We start from the raw sequence: 16,200 nt of genomic DNA on the forward strand, positions 1-16,200 counted from the left end.
GCCTCTGTGCAAAAACTTGGAAGTGCGATCGCTTTTATGGGAAAGCCACTCAATCCGCACATTTGACACTTTTAATACTCCCATCTTCTTTGAGAGCAGTAATCTTTACATGAACTGCTTGTCCTTCTCTCAATAAAGCTGCTTTTTTAGGCTCCTTCTCCGTAAGTTTTAAGACTTCCAACATATGATAAGTTACGTGATTGCTGTTGATGCGAGCTACAGTAGCCTCCAAAATTTGTCCAATCTCAAACTTTTTTGACTTAACAGCTTTAGCAATTTCCACTTGCCGTTCTGACTTAACTACAACACTTGGTAGCGTACTTGGTGAAAAAGTTGGAGCGACTCTGCGATTATCATCGATTCGTGCTATTTGTAACGGAGTTGGTAGCACTCTGCGCTCTTTGTACTCGTTAGGTTCAATCGTCATATACTCAGCATGGAGTGAGTTTTGTAAACCTTCACATTGCAACATTGCCAATAACATTTCGATTCGCGGAAGCTCATCTAGGCTGGTAGCTTTACGTCCCTCTGGATGGTCATTTTCGTGAATATTCTCCAGTACATAATTCTCAAATGCTTTTCTGCACTCTTCGGATTCAGAATCAGTGTTAGTCTCTCCATGCTCCCAGCTATTGCGATCGGTGAATAATGTGTTGTAGCGTTGAGTGCGATCGCCAAACCTAAGCTTATCAATTTTGACCTTGATAGCACCCATCCCCAAAGGTTTACCCATACCTAGAGAAAAGCAGTATTTCTCATTTTCTGCAATTTTTAATACCCACAGTATTGCACCAATCTCTACTTGACTTAAGTTCTCAAAGTAGATGGTAAATGAAAATTGAATACCTTCATCAATCGGTTTAATTAAACTCGTTTGGGTATCTGATGCGCCGCTAGGAACTTCAATCTGAGCAGGTTTATGCCAGTACAACTTATGTCCTCGAATAACAGTTTCTCCTGCTTCTGTATCAGTTGATGGCTTACTAGCATAGTGCTTGAGTTGACTCTTCTTTGCCCCTGTTTCTGGTGGTTGAACCAGGTAATGCTGAAAAGTTGTAGGTTTTGGGCTAGATAACAGAATAGGTTTGGGTTCTTGATTCAGGCTTTGCTGTACCATCTCCTCCTGATTTGGCTTCAGGATACCATCACTTATAAACACTCTACCAGCACGACTTTGTTCCATTTCTTCAGGTTGCTTGTCACGTCGGACAAAGCCAAAAATAGCTTCAGCTATATCAGTGATTGCGGGTTTATCTTTAGAATCTTTCAGGAAATCGGGAATAAAATCTCGTGCTGTTGAAGCTTTGCCATTACCTTGAGGAGAGTAAGGAATCCGAAAGTTAGGACTTTGACCAAATAGCGTTACTGGTTGTCCAGCTTGGGGTTGACAGTAGAAGATACAACGACCATTTTCTAGAACACCTCTATTTTGATCGAATGGTGGATCTTGCTTTTGAAAAGGAGTTAAAGCACTGCAATAGTCCTGAATTGCATCTTCACTGATTGGAATAGCTTCAGCGTTTGAGTCTGGTTGTCGGACAATGCAGTGATTCTGACGTTTGAGATCGCCTGGATTATTTCCTCCTTCCAGCATATTGCCGCTAGTCACTACAACTCCTTGATATTTATAGGTTGTACAATTGTTACTGACTTTCCCCGCAAACCGACGAGTGTTTTTTGTATAGATATCTTCAAAACTAATATTCATAAAATACCGAGGTCTATAATCTGATAGGTTGCTCATTGGAATGAACCCAGAGATTGACCGTAACTTATCCTCTTTAACCCAGACGAAGGGAGCCTCATCAACAGGCATAGCGGGACGAATAAACCAACCCTCTGCTTTTTCTACCAAGTACCCAGCTTTAATATTTTTGGGTTTGACATATTTCTTGTATTCTTCCTTCAGCGGATCGTCTTGATCGGCAGCAACCGCTCGAAAGAAAAAGCGCTGTTGCTCTGAAACACGATCTATTTTTCCAAAACTAACAATTTCAACTAGAGTTCGCAGCATCCCGCGTATACTACTACCAGATATGGCAGCAAGATTACCGCCAGGGTAACTAAAGAAGGCAGCAAGAATTTCTCGTCTTTCCTTTTCCCACTTTGCTTTTTCGTCTTTCTCCCATCGCTCTCTTTCTTCTTTTGTTTTATGTGTGGGAGGTTCTGAGTATTTAGCAAAATCCTCGGGACTCCAACCGCAACGGGTGTATAGTTGAGATTTAGTTGTTAAAGTGCATTCAATTTTTCCAGTATGTCGGTCTGGATGATAGCGATCGCCCTCCGGTAAGGGTTCTGCTTCAACAACCTTTGCAGGTAATTCCACAAAATTGTATGGCGCTTTAGCTATACGTTGTGGATCGGTAATATTTTTGATCTGTTTCGGATTCATAGTGCGTTCTCCTTAGTAGTTAGATAGACAAGACGGCTGAGATAGATACGAGCTAAACCAGTTTCTTCGTCATATTTTATGTAGTGGTGTACGAGCAAACGCACTGGTTTGACTAAGCGATCGCCCTTTAACTCGATATCAGTAAATGGTACGGCGTGTTTCAGTCCTTGGGAACCATCCCAAAGCAAAGTAAAGTTACCCTGCTTCTCTCCATGCGTTCCCCAAAGAATCTGACTTTCTGGGATTTTATCTTCCTCTAGATTCCCGATGAAACGCCATCTAAACTTTTTTTCGCTAATCTGCCAAAGCAACAATTCACCATTCTGACCAAAAATACGACATTGTTGCAAAGTCAATAAGCGCAACTGAGGAAAATCTACTTTAAATTCAGGCTTGTGAAATATTTGTTCAGCCGTTGTCAACTTTCCATTATCAAAACGACCCCAAATTACCCCATCCTCAGCATGACCTAACAAATAAGGTAGTTGATAAGACTTGGCTTGCTCCTCTAGCCAACTGCATAACTCATCATCATTAACAAATTGTTTAGTTTGAGATGAACAATCCATCGCATCCTTCATACCTCTACCTCCTTCCCTAAATGTGCCAACAATTCTTTGACAAATCCTTCTAGCGTATCTCTAACGGATTCTCCCGATCCCCCTTTGTCAGCTTTATCGGTAACGTGCAATGTTCCATTTTCCTCAGAAATTTCCCATTGTTGTGGATTTTGTGGATGATGATGTATTAAGTCTGCTTTGATTCCTTTTAAACGTCCTCTGCCAATACTGCTTTCACCTCCCACAGGTAAATCGCTTGTCCACAAATCTTTTAGCAAGAGTAACAATAATCCAATTTCATGGTTGTATGGATTGCGTAACTCTAGTTCAATAGTGACAATCGTTTCATCACCACCAAAGATAGGTTGTTCCTCAAATAATGCGCCGTGATAAGCCCCTCCTGTAAAGCGATCGATCGCAATTCTATTTTGTACTAAGTCAGTAGCCTTTTCAATTACTTTCTCGTGAACGACTAAACGACTTGATTTGGCTTCCTTCCCTTCAACAAAACCAAATAACTCTTTCACAAGTGTGGAACTACCGCCCAATGTGTTAACAATACGCTCGGCTCGATGGCGCAATACTCCAGCTAAACTCGTACCGGATAATACTGGTAATGAGTCTGATTTACCTGGTCGATGAGATTTCAAGTGTACAACATCGGGAGCGCGTCCCGTTGAATCTTGACCGGAACGGATCAGGAGAGAACCGACTAATTGGAATTGAGCGTGGATGAGGAATCGATCGCGCTTATCATCCTGATTCTCTAATGATACTCCCAGAGCTGTAGCAATTGATGAATAAGTTTCGCGATCGGGCAATAAACCTGTATGCCAATGTTCAAACTTTAACCATACCATTCGCTGAGCAGGATCTTCCATGTGAAAGTTCCAAACCTGCCACTCTTTGACATGACAGCGACCAAAACCGCGCCGCTTTTTCATGCCAATACTGATTTCACCTCGTTCTAAACCTTCTAAGGCTAATGCTAAACAATTAATTAATGGTTGCTGTTCTGTCTGAGCTTTATTTTTTTCTATGAGCAATTCAAAGTAGAGCGGAAATTCTGTTCCTGCCGCTAACAGTTCCACGTCATATTTATGGCCTGGTTTGGCTGTGCCAGTTGTGAGTTCAATTTCTACACCATCTCTTAATTCCACAGTCGGGATAGTGCTGCTAATAGCATCATTGATAATTAATGGACTTTGTTCGCCTTCAGGATCGCGACGAGTACCACCAAATAAGTTAGTAGCCCGATCGCCATTTTGTTCTTCCTCTACACCGTATCCGTGTTGGTACTCCCGCAAGTAGTTTCGCAAAGCACCTGCAATCGATGCACCAGTTAAAAGCGTACAGTCGCTCACGCTATCTCTCAGCAATGCGATATCCGTTGGACTCTCTGCATCACCGCTTCCCAAGCAAGTCGGCGTATCTAAGATTAACGTACCCCGTACAATGATGCGTTGGGCGATCAGATGCTGATTGCGTTTAAGGCGTTCTTGACTCATTATTTTTTCTCCTTAGTTGCCTTCTTTGCCACTGCCATAATCAGCCGCAGCGTGTACTTTTCAGCTAGCTTATCTTGTCTAGCGCGATCGTCATCAAACTTGCGATCTACATCAGCAATTTTCACTTCTATACCATTAATCCAATCAGTCGGATTCCCCAGCCACTCGTCTAGCTGTTGCCTGAAGGATTTTTTGTCTGATTCATTACCTATTTTTGTGCGATCGAACTGACTCTTAGCATTCGATGGTAAGTTGTTTAGCAGCGAGATAACTAAACTACAATCCCCATTGGGAAGCCCTTGTCGTGCAACAGATTGTAGTCTTGACAGTTGGCTGTTACTGATGCCATCATCCAAGCTTAAAGGTCCAACCTTTTTTTGAAGATACTCCTCTAGTTTTTGCTCTAATAATCTTTGTGCCATCTGTTCAGCCAAAAGCCTTGATGCTTCATCTTTCAAGGGAGGCAAACTAGATGTATCAGATGACTTCGCTAAACTGGCTGAAAAAAGAAGATTTTTCAGCCCATTTACAGCAATTCGACCAAAACCATCTTCTCTTCTCTCTCCAATTCCCTGATCTTCAAGTTGTTGAATTTGTGATTCATTAATCTCAATACCTTCAAAAACCATCACACTTCCTGCTGCCAATGCTGGTACTTGGGGTAAAGGCAATCCCCATTTACGGTTAAATCCACTAATTAAAGTGCTACCAGCAAAAATATTGCTAGGTTCAGGCAATGAGATATTTAACATTTCCTCGACAGCTTGTTTAATTAACATCGGATCTGCTACAGGTTGACCGCATTCATCCCTTAAAAGCGTGTCGCTGAGAAGTGTAATGTTTAAAACTTCGTCATTATCTTCGCGTTTTTCTGCAGGAACTCCAATTTCATTCCAAGCATTAAGAGGTTTTGGATCGATAATCTTGGTATGTCCGTATCCAGCACTTTTAGAACCTCCTAACCATAAGTTAGGTTCTGCTAATAAATCTTGAATTGCTGTTACGTCTTCATCTTCGCAGAGAATGACTGATTGAAAGATTTGTCCCGCATCTAGGGCATCGTAGCGGAAAATTTCACCTTGGTTATCTGTAGAACGTCCTTTTTGGCGATCGCGAAAATTATGAATATTAATCCGCCGCTTTTCCTTGTATAATTTGACAACTTCCCGTTCCTTAGTCCAGAAGTATTCACCCACAGATTTAGGAGTTTCTGGATCGTCTCCTCTCTCAATACTGAAATCATAGACAGTTATAGGTAAATCCTCCTTAAGTTCTGCATCCTTATCCTTGAACCAACATAAAGGTAGGGGAAGAGTGCGTTGCGGTTGCTTTTCGTAACTCAAAAGATAAGCATTTAAGTAGCGGGTACTATTGGCATCAAAGAAAAGTCGCTTCACATCCTTATTGGTTAAATCCAGTTCGGACAAGTGATGCTGCCTCATGTAACGCCCAATAATTGCACCGCGAATCATACTGCCCGGAATGTAAGAGTACGATACATCGCTGTTGGGATCGCCTTGAAATGAAGTGGCGAGAATTGGTTGCTGAGTTTGTAATGTTAAAGTAATTGCTTTCATGCAACTTTCTCCTTAATTTTTTTGGCAAAATAGTTAGCATAGTGATGCGTAATGTCATCACCGTTTGCATCATCATGTAACGTACATTGCACGTGACCCCGACCTCGATTGCGTCCGCTACCCAAGCGTCGGAGTGCCAACGCACCAACTGCTAAAAGCGATAGCATTTCATCACTTGGCCTCTTCTCAAAAATTAAGTCAGCCGTGAAACTAAGGTCGCGCAAAACTACGCGAAATGAACGCAAACTCCCCTCATCCGGTGTACCAGATTGTGGATCTATAGAAGTTTGACGACGGATACTTGTTAGCGAATCAAGTACCTCTGTTTTTGTTAAAGTTTCATCCTTAATCTGGAAAGCAACAGCTTGACGTAAATCCTCTGGCAAACAAGCATCGCCTACATGAACTGCACCCATTGTCCCGATGGTACTACCCAACGTACCGAACAAATCGCAAGCAACTCTTTCCCAAGATGGGCGATGATTAGTCAACATTGCAATTAAGTTATCGCCTTCTTCGCTCAGCAATCCCTTGAGAGTACGCCCCCGCAAGTAGGGAAAACCAAAAGAATCGTGTTCGACTTCTTGGTCAATTAAACCTGCGACTCCATCTCCCCGTCCAAAAGTTGTATCACTCAGCAGTTTGATTTTCATTTGGTAAATCGGCATTTGATTCTTCCCTCAGTGAGATATAAAAGTCCATCGCTTCAATGGCATCAAAATAACCACAAACTCTATCTAGCCAACCATCTTTAGCTAAATTCTCACTACGACCACTAGATTCTGGGAAAGTTGGCAGTTGCTCATCCTTTATTCTGTAGTTTTTGAGAAAATTCTGAGTTGCTTCAATTCCTTGACGCAGTACATCTCGTAAAGCAATCACCTTATTTCGACGACCTTTCCAATCTTCATCTTCATTTAAGTGCTTGACTACTTTGGTGAAACCTTGCCAAGTACGCCAATCGCTATCTATTTCTTGTTTTAAACTGATAGGTCGCATTGCCAAATTACCTGCCGGTACTTGAAATTCGCGATCGCGAATTTCAGAAATTGACCCGCTTAAGCCACTGGCTGCTAAATGCCAATCCAAAGCTGAGAAATCTTCTTTACCAAGTTTTTTCTCATCTTTAACAAACCCTTTAGCCTTGCGACACAAATCTTCGCTTAGTTGATAAGCTCGTGCAAAGGGATAGTGAGTCTTAACAACACATATCCCTGCACAGGCAGTGAGAGGATTTTTACCATTTTCATTGCCTACAACTAGCTGTTTCTCAAATTCTTGCAAAAAAATTGCCGCGAGTTCTAATCCCAATCTTCCATCACAAACGAAGGTAATGTCATCACCACCGTAGACTAGAGGACGGAAGGGCAAGTAATTATCTTTGATCTCAAACTGACCCTTTACTTTTCTTTTTCCCTCGGAATCTACCTTAATTGATTTAACCAGTATCTCTACCACTCCTTTCAGCGCATCAATACCAGCCTGATTGACGCTGTGGGATAGTTCCCGCATGGCGATAATGTAGTCTCGATTACACTTATCCTTGCCAAAATTTTGAAAGCGTTTACCCATACCATTGCCATCAGCATGAATCACAGCCGAATAGCTGGAATCTGCTTCAGAACGACCCATCTCGTCTGTTCTTAGAGGGAATTCATAGGAACCTAAAGCAGAGGCAAACATTTCTTGCAGCTTATCATTAGCTTGACGAACAACTTTGAGTTTGGCATCAATCTCTGTTGAAATAAGATAGGGTTCATCATCCTTAAAATTCTCGCTCATCCCTACAGCGACTAACTGAGTCGATCGACAAGTTGCAGTCACACCCAAACCCAGCAATGGTGCAGAAGGTATTCTGCTGCGTTTTTTTGCATCCAAGTCATTTTTCATCAAATTCTGAACGACATCATATAGAGATTGACTATCCCAATCAAATTCTTGATGAACAGCTACAAGATTAATTCCTGGTGCTTCTTCTAAGATTCGCTTGCTCAAAATTTGAGTAAATTGCACGGCATATTGCTTGTCTGAAAATAGCAAGACTGTATTACCGCCACCTGCATAAACTAATTCAGCAGCTAGTCCATCATCTTCAATACGTGGTTTGGCATCTGGTTGATGCTTTTTAGGATCTTTAGGATTGAAAGCATAAACTTTGCGATTTATATCTTGGCGCGCGAAGGTATGTAAAGCTTCTCTAGCCCAGTCATCTGTTGCCTGAGAAACTAGGTAAGATGCACCAATATTTTCGCGCAGGCGGTTACTACCAAAAATGTAGGGTTGAATTCCTGTTGTGTCTAGTACAGTGACAGTAAATTTTTTCATTTTGCATCCTCATCATTTTGCTTAATCCATTCTGCAATCCTGCTCGCTAAATCCATTAGGTCATCACGTCCAAATACGGCGATTTTGTGGTTTCTTTGCCCACTTTCGGGAGCCGGATTAAAAACATTTACAATTTCTGTTTCAAGGGCGTTAACATCTTTTTCGCTAGCACAACATACTAGAGCCACTCGCGCTTCATCCCCACCGAGTTGTCGCGCTCTGATGTAAGCTTCAAATAGCTTCGATTTGCAATCAGATTTACGAGCGATAGTTGTACAAGAGATCGCAAATAGCTGATATCCTCGCATGAAGGCAACATCAAACTGAAATTTAGTATTTTTCGGATCGATTGGATTCCGAATCCAAAATGAAGTAGCGCTATCGTAAATAGATAAGTCTTCAGGAATTTCTTGCACTTGTTGTAAAACATAATGCTCTAACCATTCGCCGTCTAACCATTTACAGGCAGATTCTAAGCTTTTGATTCCTTTCTCCTTGATAGCATGAAGTGATAAATTTTCACCCACAACTCCTAAATGACTCAAGGTACTCATGATGTTTTCCTTAGACTTCAGTTTCTCAAGGCTCAAAGTAGAAATCTCTGTTAGCTTAGTTTCCTTTTTCCATTTATTTTTATCTTTTTCATCTCTTGCTGCTTTCCGCAAAACTTCATTACACCAATCACGCCATAGTTGCACTAAATCACCATTATTATGAAATTCAGCAAAGGCTTTTGCAGCTTCAGGTAATTCCGGCTTGTCAATAGGATCTGACTTGTCTTGCCACGTCCATCCGTGTATTTGAAACACTTTGGCAAGTTCGACGGGGATCACTTCTGGTTTCACTTTGATCGGTTTGATGGGAGTGTTCTCGCTGTCTATGCACATCTTTAGCTTGCGCGGATCGAGATAGCTAAAAACAGTATCAGGAGACTTTTTGCTAAAAACTGCTCTGTAAGCGTGTACAGCCATCGCCTTCGTACCGCCCGTATAATTCAATCCAATTTTTCCATCCTTGATAGTTTCTAGCTTAGAGCGAATTGCCTTTTGAATCTGATAGGCATCAGCTTCGCCATCGTTGAGCGGCACAAGTTGAGCTGTCTTTAAACCAATTGGTTCCCTACTCAATATTGTTTGCAGACACTTGGCTGGCTTCTCTGTACCAGTCGTATACACAAGGTAGGGCGTACCTCCTGGATTTAACAAAAGTCTCGCTGCTACATAGTTAGGCAAAGGGTTCTCGCCAATCAGCAAAAACAGGTGGTCAACTTTGTACTTGTCGAACTCAGATGTACTCATAAAGCCTGTCTCTCCGTCTTGCTCAACTTGTACGCCAATTATTGCATACTATCGGAAGCACCCCCTTCCGATCGCCCTTACGCTATAAAACACAATTTAAATCCCTCAACCCACCATGAACCCAACATTTCGCAATCCGCCACACCCCAGACTCCTAGAGGATTTCGCCAACGGAACCCTCGACCAAATTCAAAATCTCACCCGCGCCATCAGGTTATGGGTTTTGGTAAGTTGGCTGTACAGCGACGAGGGATATATTGCCCTTAGCAGCCCCTTTACCTATGCTGATTGGCGCGAAGCTTTCTTTGGCAAAAATTACAAAGATGAAAAGCAGGAAGATATTCTTAACTATTCAGACCCCAATTGTGCTTGCAACAAAACAACGCAACAGTGGTTGACAAAATGGAATGTATATGTAAACGAGTGGCGGCATTCTTTGCAAAAACAAATAACTACGATTACCGATGCTGATTTAGACAAGCTATTAGCAGAAAAGTTATTCGCTCAGGTGCGAAAATCGCTGCAAAATGACTTCGATTTCTTGGTAAGTCGGAATTTGCTGCAACGGTTAACCAGCGTGACGGGTAGAAGTAAAAACTACCGCCGAGTTGACACAATACCGCCATTTTCCAGCCCAACAGAAAACCCCAATACAGACAGCAATTTTACTCCAAAAACACAGGCTTATCTCGCTGCTACTTTGGGGATGTTTAGTTTTCTAGACCCAAGTTTGCCTTTATTAGCAGACCAATTTTCAGAAGAGGTAGTTGATGAAGATAATCACCGCGTCTTTTTGTACGTTGATTATCTCGTACCCGAATCCAGTCCCATGCAAGATGCTGTCGATCAATTTCAGAGCGAATTGCAGGAAATGTGGGATTCTCAAAATATCGCTCCTCTGCTATTAACTTATCGCAGCGCTCATCAAAATCAGATTAAAGAGTGCGTTGTTTATCCTGTTTGTATTTACTTTATGGATCGAGCTAAATATTTGTGTGCCTACGGCAGCACCCCCAGAGGTGAAATTAATTGGTACAAATATCGGCTCGATCGCATTATTTCAAAACGTCTAGAATCCTTGGATTGGCAAGATTCTCGGGTTCCCCAATTACTCAAGGAAAAATATCAGGAGAATAACCTGCCAACTCCCAAAACAGTTAACGATATGTTAAAGGAAGCTTGGGGCTGCGATTTTTATAAAGAAACTGCGCTGATGGTATTGCGGTTCGATCGCACTTTTCATCAAAGTTATATGCAAGGAATCACCATCCACAATACTTTTACCGCCATAGAGTACGATCGCGCCGCCACATTAATCAAACAATATACTCCCAATCCAGAACACCGATCGGCACTTTTACAAATCCTCCAGTCTCGCCCAACCGACGATGCTTACTACCAAGTCACTTACCGAGTGACAGACTACTACCCGCTGAGGTGGTTGCGAGCTTTGGGTTCAGAAGTCGAAATTCTGCTACCTTGGGACTTGCGACAGAAAATGGCCGTAGAAATCCAAAAAACTGGCAACTTATACCAATAGTCTTTTGCTCGAGAATTATCAAACCTATTGTGGAAAACTTGCCGATTCCTGTGGAAAACCCCCCTTTTCCTGTGGAAAACTAGCACTAAATTAAGTGCGATCGCTCTAACCCGATTGATAGGATTTAAAAAATTGGAGGAATTGCGGTAAGTAAAAATACTTTCCCGATTCTTCAATTAATCCCTGTATCCGTCTCAAAATCACTGGTTGTGCCTTCATTTTTCAGAATCGTAGCTAATTTGGTCGGACTCGTAAGCTGGTGGCTCAACGTGAATTAAGATGCGTACAGGGCTGAAACGTTCTTCCAAACGGGCTTCTACTTCTTCTGTAATCCGGTGAGCTGTTTCTACATCGACAGCATCCACAATCATGTGCATCTCAATAAATACTTGACGCCCTACAACGCCACGGGAGGCGATCGAGTGACAGTTGACAACCCCCGGTACATCGATCGCGATCGCGTGAATAACTTCCGGTGCGATCGCCATTTCATCCACCAACCAAGGCAGATTTTCCCTTAAAACCTTCCAACCGCTGCTAAATACCAAAACAGCCACAGGAAAAGACAAAAACACATCCAGGGATTGTAATTGAGGTATATTCCAAACCTGCCCTTGCCAAACACCAATCAACCCGCCGATCACCATAATTGTCACCCAAACATCGCTCATCGTGTGCTGAGCATCAGCCACTAAAATCGCGCTACCGAGACGTTGGCCAACTCTGCGCTCGTAAAAAGTGACAAAAATATTAATCCCCAGTACGAGCAGTAATATCCACAATTCATTTGGCGATATGTTGACAACTGTGCCACCTTTGAGCAACCTGTGAACAGCGCCGCTGAGAATTTCAAAACAGGCAATTCCCAGAAAAACAGCTATTCCCAGAGCTCCGAGAGCATCAAATTTTTGGTGTCCGTAGGGATGATCGCGATCGGGCTGCGGATTGGCATAATGATTAGTTACCAATCCTAAAATATTATTAGCGCTGTCCGTGACGCTGTGCAAAGCATCTGCCAGCAAACTGAGGGAACCAGTCAGCCATCCCACGGCTGCTTTAATTGCCATCACCAGCAAATTTAGCAATAAGGTAATTATTAAAACCTTGCGGACTTCGGAACGGTTATCGGCAACCATAAAATCTCCTCGCTCGGCCGTCAAGTTTTCTGGTTTCTAGTTTAAAGCTTATCAAGTCATAAAAGGTTAAAAGTATTGCTGAATCTAGCTTGCGACTAGATTTATATTCATTAATTTAGCCTAGCTTCTTGAGACAAATTTTAATTAATAGCACTTTCGCCGCCCAATTTAGTTGGCTGGTACTTCTTTTAGGTTATTGTATATTTTATCATTAACAATAGTATGTTAAATTTCATTGCCCATGTCTCTTTCTCCGCTGACACTGAATTTAGTCGAAGGTTCTGTCTCCTTTAGCTTTTCCCCGCAAGCCGCGCGGGATTTGCAAAGCGAAATTGCAGCTTTGATGGAAAGCTTGAAAGCTGTAGCAGCCAAAACCGCTGGCGCTAAAGCTTCTCCCCAAAAACCGATGGAATATCGGTATGCAGGAGATGTATTTTTGGAAGTTTTCTGCAACCCGAATATCTGGCCCACTCCTTTTGCTGCGAAAGTGCTGATTACGGTTAGGGACGATCGCGTGCGCGTCACCACCGAAGCCGAACTCAGCCGCCTGCGCGACGATCTCGCTCAGTATATCGAACAAGTAGGTTGAGATTCTCAACCTGAAGCCCGCCCGTTTGTCAAGGTTAAATTCCCATTAGAATCATTGGGGTTTTGGCTTCAGTAGGGTGCGTCAGCTAGGGTTCTTTGGTCGGTAATTGAGAGACTCTCTTCTGACGCACCCTAGGACTAAGGAATGAGAATTAAATAACTTACAATGCGTGATGGTTCTTGTGGGATGGGCGTCCCGCCCGTCCAGAAAGGGCGGGCTAAGAGTGCCCAACCCCTACTCCCCACAAACTTGTGTAAATTATTTAATTCGCGATCCTAATTGGCTTAGTAAGGTGCGTCAGCTAGGTTTCTTTTATCGGTAATTGAGAGACTCTCTTCTGACGCACCCTACGACTGACATACCCTACGACTAATTTCTAATTGCTAGTTTTAATTTTTTTTCAGGGGATAGCTATCTGCCGGCCAAGCCGACCATTCCCACATTGAACCTGCATAATTCTTAGCATTAAATCCCACATTTGTCAAGACACAAGTCAACCATGCAGAGCGAATTCCCCCACTACAATAACTCACAATTTGAGTTGACTGCCAAACTCCTTTCTCCTGTAAAATAGCGACAATTTCCCCGCGATCCAGCAGTTTTCCCTGTTTGTCCATTAACTGTTTGTAATAGAGGTGAACCGCACCGGGAATGTGGCCGCCCCGTTGTTCTCCGTAAGGCGTTTTACCTGCATATTCTCGCGGCTCTCTGGCGTCGATAATGACTAAATTCTCATCTCCTAAAATAGCTTTCAATTCATCCCGCTGAATTTCCCAATTCGAGCGGCGAGATATTACAAAATCTCCTGTTTGCGGTGGATTGTTTACAGCTTTTACTCGATTAATTCCAGCTTTGATTAAAGCCCCATATCCTCCATCGACAAAAACTGCTTTTTCGTGTCCCAAAGTCCGCAACATCCAAACAATTCGCCCGTCTTCGCCCCACCCTTTCACGGAATCGGCAACGACTATAACAGGTTTGTCTTGACAAATACCAATTGCTTGCAGTTTTTGAGTTAAAACTGTGTTGTTTTCGATAATTTTTCCCTTGTGGGGAAAGTCCGATCGCGAAAATTCCTGCCAAGTTACGGGAATAGCTGGTGGGAGACGGCAAAACCACTTTAAAATGGGTGCGCGAGCATCTAGAAGAGTAGCTTCTTGTTCCAGCAATTGCTTAGCTAAATCTGCATTTACTATCCAGTTATTTGCTAAATTACCCAGTAAATTAGACATAATTTATTGAGTAACTTTGGCTGTATTAGCACCGCAGGCTAAAACCCCTTTGGTATTAGTTGGATTAGCTGGTTTAGTCTTGCCAGGAGCAGCATTTATACACAAGATTGTTTGGGTCTTGTTTGCCACCAAAAACACTCCCCCCACAAAACTTTTGAGATTAGCTTGCTTCGATACTCCGTAGTTAAATACAGCACCTTTTTTCACCATGCCGATCGAGTAGCTGTAGTTTGCTGAGTTAGGTTTAACTTGGAGACCGAGATAAACCAATAGATTGGAAACAGAACTTGTAAAGCCTGCTTTTTCAGCATAGTAAACTTGCTGGGCTTTATTCATCGAACCCACAAAGTTTTTCGCTTGTGATTCCTTCGCTGTAAGCGTTTGTGAAACTTGAGCTTCCGAGACCGGAGTGAAAACAACTGGCAGAGTTAGAGCTGCGAGCGCAACTTTGAGCTGCCAGTTGCGGCTGCTATAAATCCTGCTTAATTTCACAGATAACAGGTGGAATGAGCGGTTGAGCAACATACAATTAAACTAATTGTTTTGCCTGAAACTGTTTCAACGCCCCAGGAGCAACCGTGCCGTGTTCAGTAATAATTCCTGAGATTAATTCCGCCGGAGTTACGTCAAAAGCGGGATTGTAAAATTCGACTCCCACAGGACAAATTCGCGTAGTTCCAACTTGATACATTTCAACTGGATCGCGTTCTTCAATGGGGATTTTGCTACCGTCGGAAAGTTCAAAATCAATTGTTGACAGAGGCGCGGCGACAAAAAACGGGACGTTGTGAGCTTTGGCAACAATTGCTAAACTGTAAGTGCCAATTTTATTGGCGGCGTCGCCGTTAGCAGCGATTCTGTCTGCACCGACAACTACTGCGTGAATCATGCCGAGTTTCATGCAGTGAGCGGCCATATTGTCTGCTATTAATGTGACAGGAATTCCTTCTTGCACGCATTCCCAAGTGGTCAGTTTGGCACCTTGGAGACGGGGCCGAGTTTCGTCTGCAAAAACTCTTCCGAGTCTTCCTTCTCGCCAAGCAGAACGAAATACACCTAAAGCAGTACCGTAGCCGGCAGTTGCTAATGCACCGGCATTGCAGTGAGTTAGTAAGTTCAATTTTTCGGGTGTAGCGGGCAGAACTTCTAAACCTTTGTCGCCGATATCTTTACAAGTTTGCAAGTCTTCTGCTTGAATGGTTTTAGCCATTTCTAACAAAGTTTTTTGCACTTGTTCGACAGAACCGCTAGTTCTCTCGGCAGTTTTGAGCATTCGCGATATTGCCCAAAACAAATTAACCGCAGTGGGACGAGTCGATCGCAATAACTCGCCAACTTGTTCTAATTTAGCGAGAAATTCGGTACGATCGCCCGTTTCGATTTCTCGCGCCCCCAAATACATCCCGTAGGCTGCTGCTACCCCGATCGCCGGAGCACCTCGGACTATCATAGTTTTAATCGCCTCAGCCATATCTTCGTAGCGACTAATTTCGACTACACCGTATTCTTTCGGCAGTCGGTTTTGGTCAATTAGCAGAACTCGGTCTTCCATCCAGGTGACGGGCGAAACGGGGGAGTTTTGAGCGGTCATCTATTTCAATTATGTGAGGGACAAGTTTCTATGATGCCATGAAGGCGACGATTCCCGCCACTTCGATCGACAAAACCCGCCTAATTAAGCGGGTGTTGTATAGCAATCCTAAATCATTTGTGAATTTCTTACTCCCTCCCCTTACTAAGGGGAGGGTTGGGGTGGGGTAAAAAATTTACGACCCCTGCAAGGAATGCTATAGTTTTCCTAAATAGTTTCACTCTTTGGCAATGATTAAACAATCACTCTCCACTTTAGACAGCATATCTGGAAACGCTGAGGTGTAATTGCCATCTTTGTCTACAACCTTGCGGAGTATATATCCGCTCTCAGCAGGTCTGCCGAAAAACGAGTTTGTGCGATGCCAGATATCTCCATTCGGAGTGTTCGGATATCGAGCAAAAAATCTACCAGCCACGGCGGTACACACCATCCAAACACTATCGGCGTAA

Annotated in this window: 13 protein-coding genes; 2 read left to right on the forward strand and 11 right to left on the reverse strand. The window is 43.0% G+C overall.

The genetic code is table 11. The annotated features are described in order from the left end of the window. Positions 1–49 precede the first annotated feature (49 nt). Genes QT992_RS02815 through QT992_RS02845 form a run of 7 tightly spaced genes read right to left on the reverse strand, consistent with a single transcriptional unit; the run spans position 50 to position 9,660 of the window. A complete protein-coding gene (locus QT992_RS02815; RefSeq protein WP_333336884.1) occupies positions 50–2,392 on the reverse strand; it encodes a TIGR03986 family type III CRISPR-associated RAMP protein in 2,343 nt (780 codons plus the stop codon). After that, on the reverse strand, positions 2,389–2,973 hold the full coding sequence (gene csx19, locus QT992_RS02820; RefSeq protein WP_333336885.1) for a type III-D CRISPR-associated protein Csx19: 585 nt from the start codon (positions 2,971–2,973) through the stop codon (positions 2,389–2,391). The genes QT992_RS02815 and csx19 overlap by 4 nt, the downstream gene beginning before the upstream one ends. Then, a complete protein-coding gene (locus tag QT992_RS02825; RefSeq protein ID WP_333376485.1) occupies positions 2,970–4,460 on the reverse strand; it encodes an RAMP superfamily CRISPR-associated protein in 1,491 nt (496 codons plus the stop codon). Before QT992_RS02825 ends, csx19 begins: the two co-directional genes overlap by 4 nt. Next, positions 4,460–6,037, reverse strand: coding sequence for an RAMP superfamily CRISPR-associated protein (locus QT992_RS02830; RefSeq protein WP_333376487.1), 1,578 nt, complete (start codon positions 6,035–6,037; stop codon positions 4,460–4,462). The genes QT992_RS02825 and QT992_RS02830 overlap by 1 nt, the downstream gene beginning before the upstream one ends. Next, the gene (locus QT992_RS02835) at positions 6,034–6,705 is read right to left on the reverse strand and encodes an RAMP superfamily CRISPR-associated protein (RefSeq protein ID WP_333376489.1); all 672 of its coding nucleotides are present in this window, start codon (positions 6,703–6,705) and stop codon (positions 6,034–6,036) included. Before QT992_RS02835 ends, QT992_RS02830 begins: the two co-directional genes overlap by 4 nt. Further along, positions 6,668–8,362 (reverse strand): Cas10/Cmr2 second palm domain-containing protein, encoded by a 1,695-nt coding sequence (locus tag QT992_RS02840; protein WP_333376491.1) that lies wholly within the window; start codon positions 8,360–8,362, stop codon positions 6,668–6,670. The genes QT992_RS02835 and QT992_RS02840 overlap by 38 nt, the downstream gene beginning before the upstream one ends. Next, positions 8,359–9,660 (reverse strand): Card1-like endonuclease domain-containing protein, encoded by a 1,302-nt coding sequence (locus QT992_RS02845; protein ID WP_333376493.1) that lies wholly within the window; start codon positions 9,658–9,660, stop codon positions 8,359–8,361. The genes QT992_RS02840 and QT992_RS02845 overlap by 4 nt, the downstream gene beginning before the upstream one ends. A 115-nt stretch (positions 9,661–9,775) precedes the next feature. Here QT992_RS02845 and QT992_RS02850 point away from each other — a divergent pair, with 115 nt between their 5' ends. Further along, positions 9,776–11,200 carry a TIGR03985 family CRISPR-associated protein gene (locus QT992_RS02850; RefSeq protein WP_333376495.1) on the forward strand — a complete coding sequence of 475 codons (1,425 nt, stop codon included), beginning with the start codon at positions 9,776–9,778 and terminating at the stop codon, positions 11,198–11,200. Positions 11,201–11,415: 215 nt separating this feature from the next. Here the strand turns inward: QT992_RS02850 and QT992_RS02855 are convergent, their stop codons facing one another. Then, positions 11,416–12,336, reverse strand: coding sequence for a cation diffusion facilitator family transporter (locus QT992_RS02855; RefSeq protein ID WP_333336899.1), 921 nt, complete (start codon positions 12,334–12,336; stop codon positions 11,416–11,418). A gap of 241 nt (positions 12,337–12,577) precedes the next feature. Here QT992_RS02855 and QT992_RS02860 point away from each other — a divergent pair, with 241 nt between their 5' ends. Then, a complete protein-coding gene (locus QT992_RS02860) occupies positions 12,578–12,925 on the forward strand; it encodes a hypothetical protein (RefSeq protein ID WP_015174783.1) in 348 nt (115 codons plus the stop codon). A gap of 389 nt (positions 12,926–13,314) precedes the next feature. Here QT992_RS02860 and QT992_RS02865 read toward each other — a convergent pair whose 3' ends face one another. From QT992_RS02865 to mtnA, 3 genes are read right to left on the reverse strand one after another with little or no spacing between them, the layout of a single operon-like run. Further along, a complete protein-coding gene (locus QT992_RS02865) occupies positions 13,315–14,157 on the reverse strand; it encodes a rhodanese-like domain-containing protein (RefSeq protein ID WP_333336901.1) in 843 nt (280 codons plus the stop codon). 3 nt (positions 14,158–14,160) lie between these two features. Then, the gene (locus tag QT992_RS02870; protein ID WP_333336903.1) at positions 14,161–14,682 is read right to left on the reverse strand and encodes a type IV pilin-like G/H family protein; all 522 of its coding nucleotides are present in this window, start codon (positions 14,680–14,682) and stop codon (positions 14,161–14,163) included. 4 nt (positions 14,683–14,686) lie between these two features. After that, positions 14,687–15,748: an S-methyl-5-thioribose-1-phosphate isomerase gene (gene mtnA / locus QT992_RS02875; protein WP_333317339.1), complete on the reverse strand. Its 1,062-nt coding sequence runs from the start codon at positions 15,746–15,748 to the stop codon at positions 14,687–14,689. Between the last annotated feature and the right edge of the window lie 452 nt (positions 15,749–16,200).

Origin of the sequence: Microcoleus sp. T3_D1, from assembly GCF_036700405.1 — a bacterium.
GTDB lineage: Bacteria > Cyanobacteriota > Cyanobacteriia > Cyanobacteriales > Microcoleaceae > Microcoleus.